This is a genomic window from Paenibacillus sp. CECT 9249 (assembly GCF_918697855.1).
Taxonomy (GTDB): domain Bacteria; phylum Bacillota; class Bacilli; order Paenibacillales; family Paenibacillaceae; genus MSJ-34.
In genome coordinates, this window is the sequence record NZ_CAKKLI010000005.1 from 145,011 (window position 1) to 167,130 (window position 22,120).

Consider the following 22,120-nt stretch of genomic DNA (forward strand, 5'->3'; position numbering starts at 1 on the left):
ATGTCGCCCTCCTTATGTTATAGTGCCTCCACATCCACGATTTTCCCGGTTTCCACCGATTTGAGAATCGCATCGTTCACGGCGACCGCTTGCATCGCTTCCCGCACGGAAATGATAAAATCTTTGCCGTCGCGGACGGAAGTTACGAAATGGAGCACTTCATCCTTGAGATCGCCGGTAATTCTGCCATGCACCTCCGGCCAGTGCAGACCGTCCGGAATGACGACCGCATCGCGGTTAATGACGGTTAAGCCGTGATCGGACGTATCGATTTGCAGCACGCCTTTCGTTCCGACAATTTCCAGCGAAGCGTTAATGCCGGAAGGCATGTATTCGGGCATCGCCCAACTGATGCCGATATTGCCGATCGCTCCGTCCTCATACAGGAAATTCGCGAAGATGGCATCCTCGGAGGAGACGCCGTGCGAAGGCATAATTTTGGAGACGGATCTGGCGAAGACGCTCTTTACCTTTTTGCCTGTTACCCACTGCATGGCATCCACATCGTGAATCCCCAGGTAAAAACAAACGGAGCTCGTGCCTCTCATGCGAATGCCCACTTCCTGAAAGGAAAAACGTTTGGCGTGGGCATGAACCAAATCGCCGATTTTTCCGCTTCTTACCGCCTCGGCCGCCGTCGCGTAACGAGGGTCGAAACGCATAATATGCGCCACCATTAACCGGCCGCCGCCTTTTTCCGCCGCTTCGGCGATTTGTCTCGCCCCTTCGAGCGTGTCGGCCATCGGTTTTTCCAGCAATACGGCTTTGCCCGCCATTAAAAGTTTCGAGGCGGCTTCCACGTGCAGCCTGTCCGGCAGTGCAACGGTATAAGCTTCGATCGATTCGTCCTTTAACGCTTCCTCCACGCTCGATATATATCGAACCCCGTATTGGCCGGCAACCGCTTCGCCCGCCGCTTTATTCAAATCGACAATCGCAACCAGTTCGGCCGAATCGCATTCCGCCACCGTACGCGCATGCATTTGTCCCATAACTCCCGCTCCGACAATCGCCATTTTCAATCTTCTCATTTCAAAACACTCCTTTTGTCTATTGTGTTCGCTCATTTTGCGTTATCCCGTACGATTCATGCCCAGCGCATAGTTCATCACTTCGTTCTCGGCAGCTCCATGCGCCAATTCGCCAACCGTTCGTCCTTCATGCATCACGATAATGCGATCGGCGACGTTCAACGCCTCCGGCAGTTCGGAAGATACCATTAAGATCGCGACGCCTTGCGCTTTGAGCTCGGCGATGATCTGATGAATTTCCGATTTCGCCCCAACGTCAACGCCCCTGGTCGGATCGTCAAGCAGTAAAATCTTCGGCTGCGTCACCAGCCACTTGCCCAACACGACCTTTTGCTGATTGCCGCCGGAAAGGAATATCGTGTTCTTGTCCGGGTCGGCCGGTCTCACATTCAACTTGTCCATCATGTTATGGACGAGCGATATTTCTTCTTTCATCGGAATAAAGCCGAACTTATTGTTTCTTCTAAGCCATGACAAGCTTATATTATGACGAACGGAGAGCATCGGCACAAAGCCGGCTTCATGGCGGTCTTCCGGTACGAAGGCAAGCCCCATGCCGCTCATCGTTTGCGGAGTCGGCCGCTTCACTTCTTGTCCGAATACGGCAAGTTTGCCGTGCTTGATGGGCGATAATCCGAATATCGCTTCCAGCACCTCGCTTCTTCCCGCGCCGATCAACCCTGCCAGCACGACGACTTCGCCCTGCCGCACTTGGAAAGACGCATTTTTTAACAAACCGCCGTCGGATAAACCGTCAACCTGAATCGCAATGTCTCCCGGCTTCGCTTCGCGATAAGGGAAGATGCTTTCAATGTTGCGCCCTACCATCATATTGATCAGCGCATTTTCTTCCGTTTCCGGAAGCTCCGCATTCCCCACATGCTTCCCGTCGCGCAGCACGACGGCACGATTGCAAAGTTGATACAACTCTTCCATTTTATGGGATATATAAAGAATCGCCACATTCTTGGCCGTCAGTTCCCGGATTAATTCATACAACTTCTCGCTTTCGCTCCGGGAAAGGGAAGACGTCGGTTCATCCATAATAATCAGCCACGGGTTGCCCAGTGTCGCCTTCACCACTTCAATGAGCTGGCATTGCCCTACCGTCAATTGTCCGATTTTCGTTTCCGGCTTTAGGCCGATGCGAAACTCGTCCAACAGTTTCTTTGTTAATCGTTTCATGCGCTTTCTGCGCAGGAAGCCGGTGACCGTTTCTTCGCGGCCGATGAACAGATTTTCATAGATCGTCAATTCCGGAACAAGGCTGTAATGCTGATGAATAACGCCGATGCCGGCATCTCTCGCCTCCTTCGGATTACGCAGTTCGATCGGCTCGCCGTCCAATTCCAGCGTCCCTTCTTCCGGTGTAATGACGCCGGACAAAATTTTCACCAACGTCGATTTGCCGGCACCGTTCTCGCCGACAAGCGATACCACTTCTCCGGACGATACCTCGAAATTGACTTGCTGCAATGCGCGAACGCCGGAATATAGCTTGCCGATATTGTTCAAGCGCAGCGTATGGTTCTCCCTGCGCGCGCGTTGTCCTTCATCCCCCGCCGCATGGGAGATCGGCTGCAGCCTGTGGATTCTCCCGCCGGATATTCGGAACGACTTCAGCAGATCCGGTTGGTATAAGAGAACGGACAGCAAGATCATTCCGCCGGTTACGATATAGGTAATCTCCTGCGCAATTCCGAAAAAGGACAGGCCTGTTCGGATGATTGTCACTAAGATCGTTCCGAAAAACGTCCCCAGCACGCTGCCCACTCCGCCGCTCAATAGCGTCCCGCCGATGACCACCGCGGTAATGACGTCAAACTCCAGGCCGAATCCGCCTAACGGCTGGGCCGACTGTACCCGCCCGATCAGCAGGATCGCCGCCAAACCGCTGAACCCGCCGGCCATCGCATAGGTGAGAAACTGGATCCGTTTGCCGTTCACCGCCGAGGCGCGGGTCGCTTCGGCATTGCCGCCGACCGCATAAATATAGCGGCCGAGGATCGTACGGTTAAATACGAGCCACCAAACGATCAAGAACAGAATAATCAGAAAGATCGATACAGGCACAGGTCCGACGGTAGCCGAGCCGAGCCAAATCATGACGGGATCGTTGATCTGAATGCTGGAAGCGTTCGACAGGCTGAGCGCCGCCCCGCGGCACATCGCCATCGTCCCGAATGTGGCGATAAACGGGCTAATGTTCAAGCCTGTGACCAAAAAGCCGTTCAATATGCCGACGCCGATTCCAACCGCGATTGTGATCAGAAGGCTAAGAAACGACGGCAGCCCGCTTTGAAGGGCGATTCCGCCGACAATTCCCGCTAAAGCCAGAGATGAACCGACCGACAGGTCGATTCCTCTGGCTAGAATAACAGCGGTCATGGCAAACGCGATTAAAGCCGTGATTGCCATTTGATGCCCCATATTGATGAAATTCCCGAAGGAGATGAAATGGGGCAGCGTACTGCCGAATAATATAAGGAGCAACACACTCGTTCCGATTAACGTAATATTAATTCTGCCGGAACGGTTCCTGAACAGCAGCGCGATTCGATGGACCGAATTGTTCCCGTTCAAACTAGCCTTTGCCGGAGTCATTGGCCGCTAATCCTCTCATCGGGTTGGTTCGGGCCTAATTCTTCGGTGTATCCGGTTGCAATAACGGTCGCCGTCTGCGGAGTAATGTGACGGAATTCCATCCCTTTGCTCTTCAAATTCAACGCCATGTCGTCCGTCATAATAAAGTGGGTCGGCATGAAAAGGTCGGTTGGGAATTTCGAGCCTTTGGCAATGCGCGCTCCTGCCGCAACGTTCCAGTACCCTACGCGCGCGGATCCGGTAAGCACGTCGATAATCATGGAACCGTTCTCAAAAAACGGATGCATCTCGACATCGCCGTCAATTCCTCCGTAAATCAGCTGCTTCCCTTTCGCTTCGGCAGCTGACATCGCCCCAAGCGCAAGCGGATCGGTGATGACCGCAATGCCCTTCAAATCCGGATAGTTGTTCAGCCATGTTTCCGTAATGCGCTGCGCTTGCGCAGGATCGAAGCTAGTCGGCTGCACGCCTACAATTTCAACATCCGGAAATTCTTTCTCAATGACATCTTTAAAGCCTTTCTCCCGCGTATCGGATACGAAATTGCCCGCCGCCCCGGTTAACAAGGCGATTTGCCCTTTGCCGTCCATGGCGGTCGCCATCGCTCTGGCAATCATGCCCATATTCTCGTAATCGGGATATAATGTGTTATGATTTTGTTTGCCCTCTACTTTATTTCCCATTGTAATAACCGGAATGCCGGCTTCTCCCGCTTTGTCGATGACCGGAATCAATCCTTTGGCATCCATCGGATCAATTAAGATCACATCGACTTTTTGTTGAATGAAATTTTCAATAATCGAGATTTGCTTTTCCAACGAGCCGTCGGCGCTTTGCCAGATCGCTTCTACGCCGTAATCTTTAGCGGCCGCATCTCCGCCTTCTTTCATCCGTACGAAAAACGCATTTTTCAAATCGATAACGGCAATTCCTAATTTCGGTTTATTCGACTCGTTCGACGCGGGAGCGGAGCCGCCGCTTCCTTGCGTTGTATTGCCGGAGCCGCTCGATCCGCAAGCCGACAAGACGATAAGGACGATTGCAATCATGATTGAACCTATCATTTTCGTTGTTCTCTTTTTCATTTTTATGTCCCCTCCTGATTTCACAATAACCATCGAATATTCTGAATATTCTGAATATTATTCATACATCACCCCCGATCAAAATGAAGATCGCTTCCTTGGCTTCGCCGAAATGAATTAATCGCTTTCAATTTCTACGATCATTTCGATCTCTACCGGCGTATTGAACGGAAGTTCGTTGCTGGATACCGCGGATCTTGCATGCTTGCCCTTCTCCCCGAATACTTCTTCCAGAAACTCGGAGGCGCCGTTGATGACATACGGTTGATCGGCGAATTCTTCTGCCGAATTGACGAAACCTAACAATTTCACGACTTGTTTGATTTTATCCAGATTGCCGATATGTTGTTTGAGGACGGCTAAACAATTGATGGCGGTTATTCTCGCCGCATCTTGAGCTTGTTCGATCGTTAACTCTTTCCCTACTTTGCCTTCATATTTCAGTACTCCGTCAATCCGGCAGTCTTGTCCGGACGTATAGACGAGCGTTCCTACGGTTTTCGCCGGAACATATTTGAACCGGGGTTTCGGAGCTTCGGGCAGTACGACACCCAACTCCAACAATCTTGCTTCAATGCTTGACATGTTATTCACTCCGTTTCTAAGATGTATCTTCCTTCGTATGCGCTTTCATTGCAAATTTATTTTAATTAATACAAAAAAATTTGTCAATATACCAAAAAAAATTTGTAAATTCTTTTTATATATTTGCCGGCAAAGCCAACCGTTCAAAAGCCATATGCGCTTTCTCGATATGTTTCCAGCTTTCGCGCAGCAAGAACGGGCCATGGCCGGGAAACAATTGATCGACGCGCAGGGCATGCAGTTTCGCGACGGTTTGGGCATATGCCTGGATCGAGCAGTCCCAAATATTTTGCAAACTGATTTTTCCGCCGGAAAAGACGGAATCGCCGGAAAATAAGCGGACCGTACCGCCATCAATCCATAAATAAGAAACATGGCCCCGGGAATGCCCGGGCGTTTCAATGACTTGAAAGACTGCGTCCCCAATGTTCAACTTATCGTTATCGCCTACGGCATCGTCGACCGTGCAAGGCGGAAACCGAAAATGTTCGGGATAGATGCCGGCACGCTTCGCCGGGCCAATGCTGAGCTTGTCCTCGTCGGCGTTCTCAAGCCATGCCTTCGCCTCTTGCGGACATACGACGCGCATCCCGAACGCATCGCGGAAAAACGCCGCTCCCGCGGCGTGGTCTCCGTGAGCGTGAGTCAACAGCAGATGGGATACTTTCTTCATATCGACGCCCGCCGATTCGATGTTGCGGACGATGCGTTCCGGCTCCACCCCCGAACCGGCGTCGATCATAACAAACTCGGTGTGACAATCGATCAAATACATATTGCAATCCAGCGCATGACTCAACATCGTCCCCGTCTCTCCGCTGCCTATGAGCATGATACGGTCTGCAATTCGCATAAGCGCGCTCCCTTCGCCAATCGTTTTAACGTATATTCATGCATATCGTTTTCAAATCGGACATTTCCATAATCGAATACTTTCCGCCTACTCTGCCGAGTCCGCTCGATTTCCCGGCCACTCCGCCGAATGGAATATGGGGCTCCCAATAATTGCTGTTTTCATTAATATTGACAATGCCTGCGCGCAGTTTTTCCGCAAAATACATGGAATCCCTCAGACTGTTCGTATAGACGGCGTTCACTAGCCCCCATTGATTGCGCCCCGCAATATCCAGCGCTTCTTCATGCGAATCGAACGGCATGATCGGCGCGACGGGACCGAAGGTCTCCTCCGCGTTATATAGGCATTCCGGCGTTACATCGGCGACGACGGTCGGTTGAAAATACAATCCGCCGGGAAATTCCTGCGCAACCGCTCCGCCGGTAAGGATATTCGCCCCTCGCTTGCGTCCGTCCTCCGCATGGAGAACGTTTTTCTCCACAACCGGATAATTGTTTAACGGTCCCATCGTTGTAGCCCGCTCGAACGGGTCTCCCAGCTTAATTTGCCGCGCCTGTTCCACCATTTTGCCCACAAACGAATCGTAGACGTCCCGATGCGCTAAAATTCTTTCCGTCGAAGAACAGACCTGGCCGGCATTGGAGAAACAAGCGGCCGCGATCGACTTCGCCGCATAGTCGATATCCGCATCCTTCAATACGATGGTCGGGCCGTTGCCGCCAAGCTCCAGCAGCAACGGTTTGCCCGCTCCCCGGATCGCGATTTGCTTGCCGGTTGCCGAACTGCCCGTAAAACCGATCGCATCGGTTCCAGGATTGGACACAATCTCATCCCCGACAACGTCCCCCCTGCCGGTTACCAAATTGACGACGCCCCTCGGCATCCCCGCTTCCTCGAAGCATTCCATCAGCTTCACGGCGCAGATCGAAGTCGTCGGCGCGGGCACCCAAACGATCGTGTTGCCTGCGGCCAGTCCGGCCGACAAATATTCGGTAGGAATCATAAACGGAAAATTCCATGGCGTGATGACGGCATATACGCCTTTCGGCTGTCTGATGCTAAATACGCGTTTGTTTCTGTCCTCAACCGGTATGACCGGCGTTTCCAGCCATTTGATCTGTTCGGCGGCTTCCAGATAGGTTTTTGCCATGTTAGCGATTTCATAAACAGATTCGGAATAATATGGCTTGCCTTGATCCAATGTCAAAATATACGCAAGCTCATCTTTCCTTTTCTCAATGACGGCGGCGACCCGCTTCAACAGCTCCGACCGCTCCCAAACGGATACGTCCCTGAAGCTTTCCGCGGCCCGCCGAGCCGCATGGATCGCCTTAACCGCGTCGTTTCTCGAACCTTCGGGAATTCTTCCGATCGTTTCTCCGCTTGCGGGACTGTACGTGCTGAAATATTTCCCGCCTTCAGCCTCAACCCACTTGCCGTCAATATACATCAGATAATCTTTTGCCGCCTCATGCCGAATTTCCTGTCCATTCATACAACGCATCCTCCCTCAACGGAAAAAATGATTCATGCGCGAAAACTTTACAGCAAGTTACTTTCTTTCCCTAACCGAATTTCCTCCAAGTAATTGTAAATCGTAAATTTGGACATATCCAGAAACATAGCGACGCGGTCCATGGACCTTTTTACGGTGAATACCCCCTTTTCATCCAAAAATTTCAACACTTTCATCTTGTCTTCCTTCTGCATAAACGGAACGGGCTTGCCTGCCATCGATACGGCGTCTTCCAGCAGCTTCTCGATCACCTCGTTAATGTCGCCGGCGAACGTCTCTTCCACTTTTTTATCCGTCTTGATGAAATCGTTAATCACATTGGATACTAGCATGAAGTCGGTAATATTATAATTTATGCAGATAGAGCCTAGTATTTGCCCGGCTTCGTCGCGCAAATAGATCGAAGAAGATCTTAACACCTTACCGTCTTTGGTCGTCGACATGTAATTCAGGAGATTGCCTTCCTCCGGCGGTTTACGGTACACCTCCAGTCCGAGATTCGTGCTGGAGTCTCCCACCTTTCTCCCCGTAATGTGACCGTTTTCAATTGCCACGATGGATTGTTCGAGTTTGCTCATATCGTGCAATACCACTTCGCAATTCGGACCTAACGCATGTGCGATCGCCTTGATCAACGGCTTTAGCACATCGTAAATATCCTCTAAGTTTTTGATCATTCGAAACCACCTATTTCTCTCTCGGGACGCGTTGCAATATAACATATGAGAATGCATTGTTCCGCGGATTATATTTTATACAAAATAATTGTATTAGATACAAAAAAATTTGTCAATGATTAGCGCTCCGGGATGATTTGCACAAGCGAATAAACGTAAAGAACCTGGGCTTGGTTGATCAAAGCCAGGTTCTTCAGGTACTTGGATCATTCGATTTCCGCTTCAAAAGACAGGTTGGCGGGCTCGTCGGGCAAATCGTCGTAGTCGTCTTGGTTCGTTGTCGGGACGCTGCGGTCGACTTCCTCGAACTGAAACCCGTCAACCCACACATGCCCCTGTCCTGTCAGCAATACGCCGAAACTTATGGCGGCGCTGTTATCCGGCACATCAAGTACAACGCTATAATGGTTCCAATTCGTGTCGCCCTTAATGGGACGCCTATTCATATTGTCGAACTCCAACGCATCCTGCGCTTTGTTGTCGACTCTCATCCATAGTCCGCAAAAGCCGCTAACCCCTTCCGTCTTGACAAAACCGGAAAATTTCATCCGCTTGCCGGCATATTGGTCCGCTTTAAATTGCTGCATCATCGTGCCGAATTCTCCGTTGCCATTCGCCGCGATCGACTTAAGATAGCCTGATGCCCTGCCCTGGTGCACGATTTGGCGATCGACGCCGATTTCATAATGTTGCGGATGACTTCCGGTCAGAAACCAACCTTGTACATTTGCATTAGCCGTTTGCTCCATTATATTGCCTCCTCGTTTATGTTGTTGATGCCCGACGCTTGCGATCGTTTTACGGTATTGGCCGGGCGGCAATCCGTACATTTTTTTGAACGCCCGCGTGAACGCCTCCTGGCTTTCGAACCCGTATTGGAGGGCGATCTCAATAATAGGCTCCTCCGAGTAAAGTAAAAGCTGCGCCGCATGACAGAGGCGACGGGTCCGAATGTAATCGGCGACGGACGTGCCCACTTCCTTGCTGAACAACCGGTGAAAGTGGTACATGGAAAATCCGGCGTAAGAAGCCACCTGCTCCGGATCGATCGGTTCTTCCAAATGATGTTCGATGTAATCGATGCTTCGGCGTATGATCGCTTGAACGTTCATCCCCTGCCCTCCTTTGATATCAGCATAGCAAATCGCGGGATGCGGGTTTTGATATTTTTTGCTGATCTAAAAAAGCGCCCTGACGGTTTCGCATTCGCGAACCGTAGGACGGCTAGTTATTTCTTCCTTGCGTTGCGCATTGCGGCAAGCACCTTGACGCCTTCCCGCTCGCCGCCGGCGAATTCCCGGTACAGATCCGATTCCATCGGAACGAGGGCGACTTTGCCTTCCGTATCGAAATGAAGGCCCCAGCCGAATTTCTTCGGCAGCATCGACGCTCTCATGCAAGCTGTCGGCTTCTGGAAAAATTCGTCTCTTATTTGCGTGCCGCGCTCTTCCAATTCCTCCTGCGGTATCCCCTTATGCCGGACATGCACCTCGTATAGAATATCTTCCTGGGTGTACTCGTAAGGATGGGAGGAAATCAACTCAAACTCGATCCCGGCTTTCGATTTTCCCGATTTTTTGTCCGGCGGCACCGTTCCTTTCGTTGCCGGACAATCCGGGGCGACGGTGATGAATGTATTGTAATAATTCCATTCCATAGTCGGCTTTCGCTCCTTTGTCCATCGATTAGTTCCATTATTGATAAAATTTCGGTTGAAATCAAGCGCGGCGAATCGCTGATTTATGTTACCTTTGTCCGGAAATCTCAAAAACAGTTAGCATACAGACTTTTCCAATAGTATAATATAGTTCAGACGAAGAACGTCCTCATAGCCAATCGGCATAGGGCGTTCTTTTTTTATTGATAAGATGAAGGAGATGAATGTTATGGATTTTGAACAAGCGCATCGCGAATGGATCGACGGTCACCTTGCCGTTAGGAGCGGGGAGCGAAAAGGACGTTTGCTAAGAGGGCATCTGTACGCGGAAAAGCTGCTGCTTCAAAACGTATGGTGGCCGTTGTTCGGGAACTTCGATCATCTGCATCCGGAATATGAGATATACGATTGGAATCGAAAGTCGCAATTCCTCGATTTCGCTTTTCTGCCGCCATTCGGCCGTTTCGGCATTGAATGCGACGGGTTCCAAAGCCATGTGAAAGATATGGATCGGGAGAGCTTCAGCTATTCCTTGAATCGGGAAACCTTTCTTACGGGAATGGGCTGGAAGATGATTCATTTTTCTTTTGACGATGTACAGAAACGTCCCGATGTATGCCGCATGCTGCTGCAATTAGTGGTGGGCCCTTATCTGATCCGCAGCCAATCCGCCGCATCCGTTTCACCGGTCGAGAAGGATGTCATTCGATTGGCATGGAGCTTGGGGAGGCCGATCCGTCCGATGGATGTTAGCCAATATTATGAAGTTAATTTCCGTACGGCGCGGAAATGGCTGCAGGGTCTCGCCGATAAAGGGTTGCTGCACCCGCTCGTTCGCGGCAAGTATGTTCGCAGCTATGAATTGAGCAAGGGATATTTCGAGCAGTTACGGTAAGAGGATTTGGTTTCGCAGTATCTTCGACGCCCGTCCGCCGCCGCGCCTGTTTCGATATGGAGAGGTACATCGCTATGAAACTATGACTGCCTGGTGTTTATGCCAGTTTATGGCTGCATATGACTACCTATCTTGCTGCTTCAAGCCACTTTAGTTGCTTTAAGCCATTTCAAGCTGCTTCAAGCCACACTTTAAGCGCTTTAAGCCATTTTTAGCTGCTTCAAGCCACACTTTAAGCTGCTTTAAGCCATTTTTAGCTGCTTCAAGCCACTGTTAGCCGCTTAAATAGCTGCCCTGTTTTGCCTATGTTGTACTTTGTACAGCATAGCGAGGTCAAACTGCGGACAAGCCGTTGCTATGTTGTATTCTGTACAGCATAATGGAGTGAAAATGGCTTCTTCGTGTGAAAAACCGACAATATTGTTGTATATTTTACAACATAGAGCGGTTTTGATAAAACACGGTAAAAAAAGATTGAACTACATGATGATTCAATGATTGTAACCCGCTTGATATCAAAGAGAAATACTGCCAACCTTATCATTTGCTTGAATGTTGTAAGATTGAAGTGTCATTCCAAAATTAAAGAAGCTGGAAAGGAGATTGCGTATGAACCAAGAAAAGACGCTCAAAGATTTTCTGGAGGATAATAAGGGAGGGCCTATTGACGCCATCGCCGAATTTATGAAGAATCATATCGGCAAGCATTGGCAATCCGTACTTCTAGACGAGCGGGAGAAGCTGGAGAAGGCTTATCTCGAGGCGGGCGATGCGGCGTACGGAACGTATTTGAACCTGCTGCTGCTGCCTATTCATAGGCAGTTTAAGGAAGCCGGTTTGCGTCCCGAGCCCCGGCTGCCGGGAGACTTTGACTTTTCAAGGGAATGGGGCAACGAGGAAGAGAACAATCAGCAGCGTTGGATGTGGAGTACGATATACGGTTCGGACGAGGAACCGTTAGGCACGATCGTGACGATTACGCATCACGACCATACCCGGTTTCGCATCCCTCGCCAGCCTGGAATTATCGCCTTAAACGAGACGAGGAAGGACGATGTCGTCGAGGCGCTGTCGCTTCTGTCGCCGGACTTTAAGCAAGCGCTCGAATTCACGATAGAATACGAGCTATATTTGCGAAGCCAGCAAAACGAGGATGGAACTGGAGCCGTATAAACGCGCTTTCCGGCGTATAACGAGACAGGACGGGGCTATATGCCCCGTCCGTTCCCTTTGTTTAGTTACCCGCCTCCATGCATCTTTGCAGCGTTTCTCTTATCGATGCCCGAACATCGTCCGGCCGGTATTGCAGAATCGGCATCGTATCGTCCGGATTGAGATAAGCGTCCCGGTTTTGAATCTCTGCCGTATATCCCAAGTGAATGCCGTGCTCCTTGCCCGCCTGCCGATCGTAGGCATCGTATTGTTCCATGACCGGTTTCATTTGTTCAAGCGGAACAACCGTAATTTTCGTCTCGGTTTGGCCCAGCATATCGGCGATCATTTGCATAAATTCGCTATGCTTCATATTCGTATCGCAGATCGCATAGCCGGTCCGGTGCGTTCCGTGCTCAATCGCCCCTACGGCAGCCTCCGCCACCTGTCTGGCCGTAACCATCGCCGTACCGCCTCCAAGCACGGGCACCGTGTCTTTGCCCCGCACTTGATCGACGAACATCGTCCATAACGGCGTCCGTCCCGGCATAACGCCGAAAATGTATGGCAGACGAAGCGTCATGACGTCCATGGCCCCCTCCCCTTCCATATAGGCGACTTCTTCTTGGAGCAGCCGCGTACGGGGATAAGCGTTATCCCGCTTCAAATCGAGGTCGGTCCACACTTCGGCGAAATGGGCGAAATACGAACCGAACAGCACGAACTTTTTCACGCCCGCTTGCTTGGCAAGCCGCGCCATCCGCTGTGTCGGCAGCACGTTCGCTTCATAGAAAAATTTCAACGCAGGCGCTTGAGGCACGATCCGCTCGTCCGCTCCGGCCGCGTAGACGAAAGCGTACTTTCCTTGCAGCATCCGCATAATTTCTTCATCGCTCATGCGATTCATGTCTCCGAGCGTGCAATTCACTTCCGTGGGAAGCAAATCTTCGGCCGGCATCGGCGGCAACGCTACCGTCGATACGGCGTAACCCCGCTTCAGCAATTCTTTCGTCGTATAATATCCTAAAAAGCCTGTTCCGCCTAATACGAACACTTCTTTCATGTTCTCCCCACTCCTTCACCGCTTCTAGGATGCGTTTCTTATACTCTCTATCTGCTTCCATTGTAACCTTTGGGCAGGGCAAGATATGTGATTTAAATCACAAATCATGGCCTGCCCATGTCCCTACGAATAGTTACTGTCCTTAATAATGAACAGGATTAAGAACGGACGAAAGGCTGAATGCCGCAGGTCATATGATACCTGAAGCGCAAGCCCTTCGCCCGTTATCGCGAATCGTGCCGGCTATGATTCCGGATCATCCTGTACGAAATTCAAGACGCTTTCGTCCATCGTTTCGACCGTCCCTAGATCGGGTTGGTCAGTGAGCGTAATGACTGGCCCGTTCGAACAGCCATGCAGCTCGAACAGCACGATTTCGTTGCGCCCCTTCCGCAGCAGCGGACCCGGGACATATAAAGCCCGCTGCGGTCCGGCCTCCCAATACCGGCCGAGAAGAAAGCCGTTCACCCATGCGACGCCCTTCTTCCAGCCGTCGAATCGCAAGAACGTGTCGCCGATCCGGTCCGCTTCGAAATAGCCGCGGTACAATGCGGGTACCTCCTTGTTCCCATCGCCGCCCGCATGCTCCTCATAACGAATGGAAGCCAACGCCTCCGCTTCAAACGGCAGCGTCCGAACCGTCCAATGATATTGGAACTGGTTGTCGATGCGCACCCCTTCCGTGATGCCTTTCGGATCGCGCAGCAGCGGCCCGTAATTGACCCGGCCCATATTTTCGACCAGAATATCGAGCTTCGCTCCCTCTGCAGGCACGGAAATGTCCAATGGCTGCGGATTCCAGCGCTCTATGACCCCGAGCAGCTTCCCGTCCAGAAACACTTGCGCCCGGTCGCGAACGTCCTGGATATACAGCTTCTGTCCGGAGCGCGGCCCCTTGACCCAGGTTGAATACAGGATAAACCCATAGGCCTGCCCGAACTTCTCCATCGGCTGAATCGCAACCCGTTCTTCCGGCTTGGACAACCGTTCCAGTTGCCCGAACAGATCCGCCCGCTCAGCCAGCGTAACGTTTCCGTACGAAAGCTTGGGCACCGGTTCCGGCAGCGGGCAGCCGGGCTCGAAACCGTGCTTGGCCAGAACGCGCCGGACCGCTTCGTATTTGGGCGTAACATCGCCCCACTCCGTCAGCGGCGCATCGTAATCGTAGCTGGTCACCGTCGGCTCGTACGTCCGAATATGATTGGCGCCGCTATAGAAGCCGAAGTTCGTTCCGCCGTGGAACATATACATGTTGATCGAAGCGCCGCTCTCCAGCATTTCGTCCAATACGTTCGCCACATCGTCGGCGTCGCGGACGTGATGCGGCTCCATCCAATGGTCGAACCAGCCGTTCCAATATTCCATCACCATAAGCGGTTCCGTCTGCCGATGTTCCCGGAATTTACCGAACGATTCGGCCACGCGCGAACCGAAATTGACCGTGGCGTGCACATCTTCGATCGTGCCGCCCAGCAGCATTTCGTCCGTAGGTCCGTCCGAAGTAAAGAGCAGCACATCGATTCCTCTCCGTACCAGCCCGTCGCGCAAATATTCCAAATACGCCGTATCGTTGCCGTAACTGCCGTATTCATTCTCCACCTGAACGGCGATTATCGGCCCCCCGTTCGTCGAAAGCAGCGGAACAAGGAGCGGAATCAAACGGTCGTAGTAACGGTCCACCTTCTCCAGATAAGCCCGGTCGAAGCAGCGGAGCTGCATGTCGGTGTCTTGCAAAAGCCAGGCCGGCAATCCCCCGAACTCCCACTCCGCGCAGATGAACGGGCTCGGTCTGACAATCACGTGCAGACCCAGCCGGCCCGCCAACTCGATAAATCGGACCACATCCGCTATCCCTTCGAAACGGAATTCGCCTTCTTTCGGCTCATGCACGTTCCAGGCAATGTATGTTTCCACCGTGTTGAACCCGCATGCCATCAATTTTCGCAAACGATCCTCCCAATACTCCGGAACGACCCGGAAGTAGTGAATGGCGCCAGATACAATGCGGAACGGCTCCCCATCCAATAGATATTGTTCTTCTTGCCACGTTAACCGGCTCACTTCATAATCCTCTCCCTTATTGCAAAGAGAGCTTTGAGACGGCCGCAGCCGGATTCCTCAAAGCTCAATGCATTCAGTACTTTTTTATTTAATGGTTCCTTTTTCGTTTATAATTTTCGTCGCTTCATCGACCATCCATTTCTGCACTTCGTCGATCGGCTCGTTGCTCAGCATAAATTTGCTGAATCCGTCGTTAATCACCTTCGTCAACTCCGGCGAAGCCGTCGTCATGACAGGGGAAGCGTCCAAGAATTGAATCTCATTGCTGGCTACCGAATATCTCAAGGATTCTACGTCGTACCATTCTTCCTTGCCGGCGATCAAGCGGTCGAGAATCGCGTCGTTGTTCGCTTTCTTCCAGCCCGAGAATTCGGCTCTCGCCGTCGAATCTGCCGTCGTCATAAATCTCATCAATTCGAACGCGGCGTCTTTATGTTTGGAAGTCGCGCCCATCGCCACTTGGGAACCGCTGGTGAAATATTTGCCGCCCTCGTATTCTTTAGGCTCGGCCCCTTGCGGCGGCAACGGAACCGGAGCGAACGCCGTTTTGAACTGGTGCGGATATTGCTCCTGATTGCCCGCATCCGGAATCGTAAAGTTACCGGTGAGAATCATTGCCGCTTCTTCGTTGAAAAACTCCGTCCGGTAATTCAGCTTGGCGGCAAGCACGTCCGCATACGGCTTCGCGGTTTTGTCTACTTCCTCCATGTCTTTGCGCAATTGGAAGAAGTACTTGTATGTCGGGTCCGCCAAAATCGTCGTCCCGTCGCTGTAAAGGAAAGGATCCCTCATGACCGTTTGCGCCGGCGCGTTCATGTACAACTCCCAAGTGTGGAAATACGTGCCGTAACGCTTGTCCACCCCTTCGCCTTTGGTCAACTTCTTGGCGTAATCGCGGAAATCGTCCCATGTCCAGCCGTAGGTAGGCACCGGCAGCCCCGCTTCGTCCAGCGCGTCTTTGTTCAGCATGACGTAATTGACGCTTTTCGTGTACTGCATGCCGTAATATTTGTCGTCGATTTTTGGATTGACGTAATATTCGTCTTCCGGCACCAAGCCGTTTTTCTCATAGAACTCGTTCAATGGAGCGAGCGCGCCCCGGCTTCCCCGCAGGAGGACGTCGTTAAGACTAGGCAGTTGCACCACGTCGACCGCTTCGCCGGAAGAAATGAGAAAATCAAGCTTTTTCAACATTTCTACGGAATCGCCGGGAACGAGCACAACATGCTCGACCTTGATATTCGGATTCGCCTGCATGAACTCTTCCAGCATAGCGTCGGTGCTGACCGACTGCGCCTCGTTATCCCAGTTGTAATACTTGATAGTCACTTGTTCCTGTTTCCCTCCGCCATCGGATGAGGAACCGCCGCTTGCCTCCGGCTCGGAACCGGATTTGCCGCAAGCGCTCAACAACAATATAAGCACCAGCGACAGACTAAGCAATAATGAAATTCTTCGTTTGCTTTTTTGATTCATTTTGCTTCAACCCCCGTTATGATAAATGGTTCGAATTCCTTTCAACATCAGTATAAACACGGGCTCACGCGGTCAAGTGCAAAATTTTGAGGTCCTAGGCAGACGATTTTGACCTTTTCCGCCGAACTAACCTTTCACTCCGCCGAGCGCAATCCCGTTAATCACCTGTCTTTGCATCGTAATAAAGACGATCACCAGCGGAACGATCGCCGACAACGCTGCCATCATCATAATAGCATAATTGTTCGTATAATCGTCGCGGAACAATGTCATTCCGAGCGGAATCGTGTACAGCTTCTTGCTAAGCAGAAAAATAAGCGGATTCTGGTAATCGTTCCAGGTCCAAATAAATTTAATGATCGCCACCGTAGCTAGCACCGGCTTGCACAGCGGGAGCATGATGGACGCGAACGTGCGGATGTGCCCCGCTCCGTCAATCTTCGCCGCTTCGATAAATTCGTCGCTGATGCCCGCCATAAATTGGCGCAGCAGAAAGGTGAAATAGATGGAGAACATGCTCATCAGAATCAGCGCGGCATGCGTATCGTAAAGGCCGAACCAGCGAATTAACAGGAACCGCGGAATCAGCGTCGCCTGATCCGGTATAATCATAAACGATATGAGGGCCAGAAACACCAGATTTCTTCCCCGGAACCGCAGTTTGGTCAAGGCGTAAGCCGACATCGACGAAATAATCAAGGCAATGATCGTCGTAATGACCGCCACTTTCAGCGAGTTGCCGTAAAAGTGATAGAATGGCACTTTCCCCATCCAGACGGTTTTGAAGTTGTATAACACGTTGATCTTCTCGGGAATCCATTGGATCGGGAAGCGCATCACGTCTTTTTCAAACTTGAAGGCCGCCGACACCATCCAAATTAACGGAATCAGGAAGATGACGGATACCCCTGCCATAACGACGGTCGTAACGATTTTTGCAAAATTTTTGCGAATAAGCAGCAAGACGATCCCTCCTCAAATAAAATGCGTGTTCAACCGCTTATAGCGTATCCTCTTGTCTCATCTTCCAGGTGAGCGCCGTCACAAGTCCGATAATCGCGAACAACAGCCAGGAAATCGCGGACGCGTAACCCATGTTGTAAAATTGGAAGCCTTCCTCGTATATGCGGTAAACAAGCACGGTCGAGGAATTGTTCGGGCCGCCTTCGGTCAGGAACGAAATAATGTCAAACACTTTGAACGATCCGATCAACATGGTAATAAACAGGAAAAACGTCGTCGGACGCAGCAAAGGCACGGTAATTTTGAAAAATTTCTGCAATCCGGTCGCTCCGTCGATCTCCGCTGCCTCGTACAATTCATCCGATATATTCGTCAGTCCCGCCAAATAAATAATGATCGTATACCCGAGCCCCGCCCAGGAGCTGATAATCGCAATGGCGATCAGCGACGTCTTCGGATCGGCCAGCCATTTCGGCGGATTGGAAATGCCAATGTCTAACAGAAACTGGTTGATCGGACCGAGGGAAGGATGGAACAAGGCGCTCCATACGGCAGCTACCGCAATAATGGACGAAATATAAGGGATGAAAAACGCCACCTTGAAATAATCCTTCAAATACACTTTGCTTTGGATCAGCACGGCCAGCACCAGGGCGATGGCGATCGGCACCGGGACCGTAAGAACGGTGTAAAGCAAATTATTTTTCAACGCTTGCAAGATGGTCGGGTCCTGAAACATGCGAATATAGTTGTCGAGCCCGATAAATTTGATCCCTTTCACTCCCGACAACAGATCCCAGGAGGAGAGGCTCAAGTACAGCGAGAAACCAAGCGCAAATACGTTGAGCAGCAACATGCCAACGATCTCCGGCACAAGAAAGAGCCAACCGACCAGCGCTTCCTTACGCTGCGGAGTCCAGAATTTCCGGGGTTTGGGAAAACTTTCGGGCGTCGTTTGTTTAGCAACATCCACGTCGTATCACCTCAACATTTTGTTCGTTGCCACTAATCATAAACAATCGCCCCCCCGGCTCGAAGGATGGATTCTGACCAGCTATGTGAAAGATTTTGACTTTTTATTTGCGGAAAAAGAAAACAACCTGTCCATTCGCTTCCCTGGACAGGTCGTTGGCCGGCGTTCGGCTTATTTGGCGTATCTGCTTGCGGCGTGCCGCGTTTTATACTCGCTGGGCGTCATGCCCGTATATTTCTTGAATACTTTCGAAAAATAGGTTCGGTCCGAGTATCCGAGGCCCATCGCCAGCGATTCGAGGGTCTGGCTCGACGTCGTCAACATTTTCGCGGCAATCTTCATCTTGTATTGGTGGACGTAATCCGTGAAATTGACGCCGGTCATTCGCTTGAAATAGCGCGAGAAATAACTCGGATTCAGAAATAAATACCGGGCCATATCGATAGAGGTAATATTCTCCGATAAATGCCTGTCGATAAATTGCTGAATGACCTGGAGCTTCGGTTCCCGCACCGCCTGGCTTGCGCCTTGCCTTGCTTGCGCGATTTGCGCCAGCTTATTCGCCGCCAGTTCCGTTACATCCCGCAATGTTCTCGCGGAAGCGAGATAGACATAGAATTCCTCGTCCGAGTTCCGGCCGGCGAACATCATTTCCATGCTGCGCAGCAGGAACGATACGTCTCTAACAAGTTCGCCCGGCTCGATTCTTTGCTCCTGCGCCGCTTGGCCGATATCGGTTGCAACGCGCCGAATGGCGTCCGCGTCGTTATGCAGCATGGCCCGTTCCAGCTCGGATTTATACGAATCGAGGAAGCCTTGAGGAGACGGCAGGAACAGATGCTGCGCATAGCGCCCGAGATCCAGGACAGCCAGTTCGTCGCTCTCGTAGAACTCGTGTTTGCGCTGAATGATCTGATGGTACACAGGCCCGATCGACTGCAGCGTCATTTTGTCCGTTACGGCGGCGACGCTCAACTGCACTCTAATGAATTGGGAGCATCGCCATTGCAAATCCTGCAAATAATTGCGGAAATGTTCATTCGCGTTACTCGCCAAATTCAGCCGATAATTATATAAAATGGCGAGATGTTCTTGTTCCATGAACGGCGTAATGCCCTCGTAGGATTCGGATAACTCGACGGCAATATTGTAGATTGCGTATAAAATGAGCGAAAAATCGCTGCGGTCATATAATTGTTCGTAAGACGAATACTGGAGAGTGACAATTCCCAGCATAAACCAAGGATAGCCCCAGGAGATGCCCAGTTGAGCCGCATACCCGAGCGTCGTCTCGGGGTGTACGCCGTCGATGACGCGTTGAAACAGGCCTTGTTTGAATAGTTCGCTGTTATAATTGGATACCTCGTGATCCATTCTCGTCGCTTTCGCCTTCAGCAGACGGATCGATTTGCGCAAGCTTTGCTCCAACTGCTCCGCCGTTAACTGATCCTTGAGCAGGTAATCGTCCGCATTCAATCTTACCGCACTCTGGGCGTAATGGAAATCCTCGTGGCAAGTAAGAAAGATGACGCGGATTTGGGGCTGTATCTTGGCGAACTCGGCGGCAAGCTCCAACCCGTTGGTCTGCGGCAAGCCGATGTCGGTAATGACAATGTCCGGCGCCGTTTCTTTGAACATATGCAGCGCCTTGGCGCTCGAATACGTCGTGCCGACGATGTGGAGGTTGAGCGATTCCCAATCGATCATTTGCCGCAGCACTTTCAGCATAGGCACATCGTCGTCGATTAACATGACTTTATGCATCATTGTTTCGTCCCTCCCGACAAGAACACGTTTCGATCTTCCACAGGAAGATAAAGGACAGCGCTGGTCCCTCCAAGCGCATTTTGGCAAAGCGTCAAAGAGGCGGACGGACCGAATGTCAGTCTCAGCCTTTGGATAACGTTAATCAGACCTACTCTTTTATAGGAAGAATACTGCTCCGCACCATCGGACGACAGGCGGCGGTTCAGTTCCGTTCTAAGCTCTTCCTCCATACCGCAGCCGTTATCCTCGATTTCAATGGTTATGCCGTGGGGCCCGCTTGCGGCGCGCACCGCAATGCCGGCGTCGGGCTTGTCCACCAGCCCGTGTACGATGGCGTTCTCAATAAGCGGCTGCAGAACCAATTTGGGGATGACCGTCTGTTCCAATCCCGGCTCCAGGTCAATCGTCAGTTCCAGCGGAATTTCGTTGCGAATCTTCATAATATCGACATAATGCCCGAGCAGCTTGCATTCTTCCTGCAAGGTGGCCGGTTCGTTGACCTTGAGATACGCCCGCAGCAAGCTCATGAGCGAGTCGATGATGCCGCTGTGCAGCCGATCCTGCTGCAAGATCAGGCTGCATTTGATCGAATTGAGCGTATTGATCAGGAAGTGGGGCCGGATTTGCATGAACAACGCCTCGAGCTCCATCACCCTCTTCTGTTCCTGTTCCTGCTCGATATCGTGAATTAATCCTTGGAGTTGATCCAGCATCGTATTCAATGTCTGCCCCAACTCGGCGATGTCGTCCTTGCCTTTCACTTCCAGCCTTGCGTCGAGATTGCCCGTTCCGAATTGGCGGACGACGCGCTGCAGCTTTTGGATAGGCCGGTGCAGTCTTCTGGCGATGAACATTGACGATATGGAAAATATGATAAAAAATAAGGAAACCCCCGCAATACCGGTATAGAACGTTCTTGAGATTTGGCCCGTGAACGCTTCCTGAGACGCTTCGTATACGAGCGTCCAGTTCGTTTTGTCCAGCGTGACTTCGGAGCGGAGTTTCGGGCTTTGGGCCGCCGATTCATGCGGCGAAAGCCCGGCGTTGCCGGCAATCCGCTGCCCTTCCGCGTCGAACAAGGCTACCTTCCCGAACTCCACCGGCTTCAGCAACCCTTCAAAATAAGATTCGGATATGCCGATAAGGAGCACGGAAAGATACTTCCCTTCGCTGCTGTCACGGATGACTCTGGCGATATAATAACTGCTCTTCTTCGTCGTACGATCGGTGGCCATGCCCAGCCATTGCAGCGTCTCCGGCCGGTTCAAATCCACTTTGCTCAGCAACATGTCCAGATTCTGCGTGACGGGCGTCAACTCTTCCGTACTGGAAGAAATAATAAACCGCTCCCGGTTTACCAGATACATGCGAATATTATTGTTCAACGGTTTGGATGTGATTAGGGAGAAGATTTCCTTAATCTGCGTAAAATTCGTGTAATCGTCATAAGAACGAATGCGGCCCGTATCCGCAAAGCTCTTCAAATATTTCCTGAAGCTCGTATCGTTGACAATAAAGTGCGAGGCAAACGAAACATCGTCAATCGTTTTACCTATTTCATCGATCATCACATTGAGAAAGTTATCGTTAGTTAATTGCAGCTTCTCTACCATCGTTTCTTTAATCAGGCCAAAAGAAATGACCGATACGGCAATAATAGGCAAAAAAATGAAGAGAAGGAACGACAACTGCATTCTACGATAATAGGTCATCTTGAACATGTACTCGCGCCTCTTTCATGATACTTTACTTTTATTGT

General features: G+C 51.2%; 18 protein-coding genes. 2 read left to right on the plus strand and 16 right to left on the minus strand.

The genetic code is table 11. From position 1 onward, the window contains the following. Window positions 1-17: 17 nt before the first annotated feature. The 9 genes from LQ229_RS07010 to LQ229_RS07050 all read right to left on the minus strand — a co-directional run bounded on the left by LQ229_RS07010 (window position 18) and on the right by LQ229_RS07050 (window position 10,011). Complete coding sequence (locus LQ229_RS07010; protein ID WP_216537931.1) at window positions 18-1,031, minus strand: Gfo/Idh/MocA family oxidoreductase; 1,014 nt, start codon at window positions 1,029-1,031, stop codon at window positions 18-20. Window positions 1,032-1,073: 42 nt separating this feature from the next. Further along, window positions 1,074-3,635 carry an ATP-binding cassette domain-containing protein gene (locus LQ229_RS07015; protein ID WP_230191272.1) on the minus strand — a complete coding sequence of 854 codons (2,562 nt, stop codon included), beginning with the start codon at window positions 3,633-3,635 and terminating at the stop codon, window positions 1,074-1,076. Beyond that, window positions 3,632-4,720 (minus strand): sugar ABC transporter substrate-binding protein, encoded by a 1,089-nt coding sequence (locus LQ229_RS07020; protein ID WP_230191273.1) that lies wholly within the window; start codon window positions 4,718-4,720, stop codon window positions 3,632-3,634. The genes LQ229_RS07015 and LQ229_RS07020 overlap by 4 nt, the downstream gene beginning before the upstream one ends. Window positions 4,721-4,837: 117 nt before the next feature. Continuing rightward, window positions 4,838-5,305, minus strand: coding sequence for a RidA family protein (locus tag LQ229_RS07025; protein WP_216537934.1), 468 nt, complete (start codon window positions 5,303-5,305; stop codon window positions 4,838-4,840). Between the two features lie 115 nt (window positions 5,306-5,420). Continuing rightward, window positions 5,421-6,158 (minus strand): MBL fold metallo-hydrolase, encoded by a 738-nt coding sequence (locus tag LQ229_RS07030; protein ID WP_216537935.1) that lies wholly within the window; start codon window positions 6,156-6,158, stop codon window positions 5,421-5,423. Window positions 6,159-6,183: 25 nt separating this feature from the next. Continuing rightward, window positions 6,184-7,656, minus strand: coding sequence for an aldehyde dehydrogenase family protein (locus LQ229_RS07035; protein WP_230191274.1), 1,473 nt, complete (start codon window positions 7,654-7,656; stop codon window positions 6,184-6,186). Window positions 7,657-7,703: 47 nt separating this feature from the next. Further along, on the minus strand, window positions 7,704-8,354 hold the full coding sequence (locus tag LQ229_RS07040) for a helix-turn-helix transcriptional regulator (RefSeq protein ID WP_216537937.1): 651 nt from the start codon (window positions 8,352-8,354) through the stop codon (window positions 7,704-7,706). A gap of 206 nt (window positions 8,355-8,560) precedes the next feature. Further along, on the minus strand, window positions 8,561-9,466 hold the full coding sequence (locus tag LQ229_RS07045; RefSeq protein ID WP_230191275.1) for an AraC family transcriptional regulator: 906 nt from the start codon (window positions 9,464-9,466) through the stop codon (window positions 8,561-8,563). Window positions 9,467-9,582: 116 nt separating this feature from the next. Further along, window positions 9,583-10,011: a DUF6157 family protein gene (locus LQ229_RS07050; protein ID WP_216537939.1), complete on the minus strand. Its 429-nt coding sequence runs from the start codon at window positions 10,009-10,011 to the stop codon at window positions 9,583-9,585. Window positions 10,012-10,240: 229 nt separating this feature from the next. Between LQ229_RS07050 and LQ229_RS07055 the strand changes: the two genes are divergently transcribed. Together LQ229_RS07055 and LQ229_RS07060 are read left to right on the plus strand one after the other, a co-directional pair. After that, window positions 10,241-10,906 (plus strand): endonuclease domain-containing protein, encoded by a 666-nt coding sequence (locus LQ229_RS07055; protein ID WP_230191276.1) that lies wholly within the window; start codon window positions 10,241-10,243, stop codon window positions 10,904-10,906. A gap of 609 nt (window positions 10,907-11,515) precedes the next feature. Next, entirely contained in the window at window positions 11,516-12,079 is a 564-nt protein-coding gene (locus LQ229_RS07060; RefSeq protein WP_230191277.1) for a DUF6022 family protein, read from the plus strand. Between the two features lie 61 nt (window positions 12,080-12,140). Here the strand turns inward: LQ229_RS07060 and LQ229_RS07065 are convergent, their stop codons facing one another. From LQ229_RS07065 to LQ229_RS07095, 7 genes are all read right to left on the minus strand, one after another. Further along, window positions 12,141-13,121 carry an NAD-dependent epimerase/dehydratase family protein gene (locus LQ229_RS07065; protein WP_230191278.1) on the minus strand — a complete coding sequence of 327 codons (981 nt, stop codon included), beginning with the start codon at window positions 13,119-13,121 and terminating at the stop codon, window positions 12,141-12,143. 243 nt (window positions 13,122-13,364) lie between these two features. Next, window positions 13,365-15,182 (minus strand): beta-galactosidase, encoded by a 1,818-nt coding sequence (locus tag LQ229_RS07070; protein WP_230191279.1) that lies wholly within the window; start codon window positions 15,180-15,182, stop codon window positions 13,365-13,367. 84 nt (window positions 15,183-15,266) lie between these two features. After that, the gene (locus LQ229_RS07075) at window positions 15,267-16,658 is read right to left on the minus strand and encodes an extracellular solute-binding protein (protein ID WP_230191280.1); all 1,392 of its coding nucleotides are present in this window, start codon (window positions 16,656-16,658) and stop codon (window positions 15,267-15,269) included. A gap of 126 nt (window positions 16,659-16,784) precedes the next feature. Then, window positions 16,785-17,573, minus strand: a complete 789-nt coding sequence (locus tag LQ229_RS07080) for a carbohydrate ABC transporter permease (RefSeq protein WP_216537980.1) — start codon at window positions 17,571-17,573, stop codon at window positions 16,785-16,787. An 85-nt stretch (window positions 17,574-17,658) separates the two neighbouring features. Then, window positions 17,659-18,594, minus strand: coding sequence for a sugar ABC transporter permease (locus LQ229_RS07085; protein ID WP_216537947.1), 936 nt, complete (start codon window positions 18,592-18,594; stop codon window positions 17,659-17,661). Window positions 18,595-18,765: 171 nt separating this feature from the next. After that, entirely contained in the window at window positions 18,766-20,361 is a 1,596-nt protein-coding gene (locus LQ229_RS07090) for a response regulator (RefSeq protein WP_230191281.1), read from the minus strand. Then, a complete protein-coding gene (locus LQ229_RS07095) occupies window positions 20,358-22,082 on the minus strand; it encodes a histidine kinase (protein WP_230191282.1) in 1,725 nt (574 codons plus the stop codon). Before LQ229_RS07095 ends, LQ229_RS07090 begins: the two co-directional genes overlap by 4 nt. Window positions 22,083-22,120 lie beyond the last annotated feature (38 nt).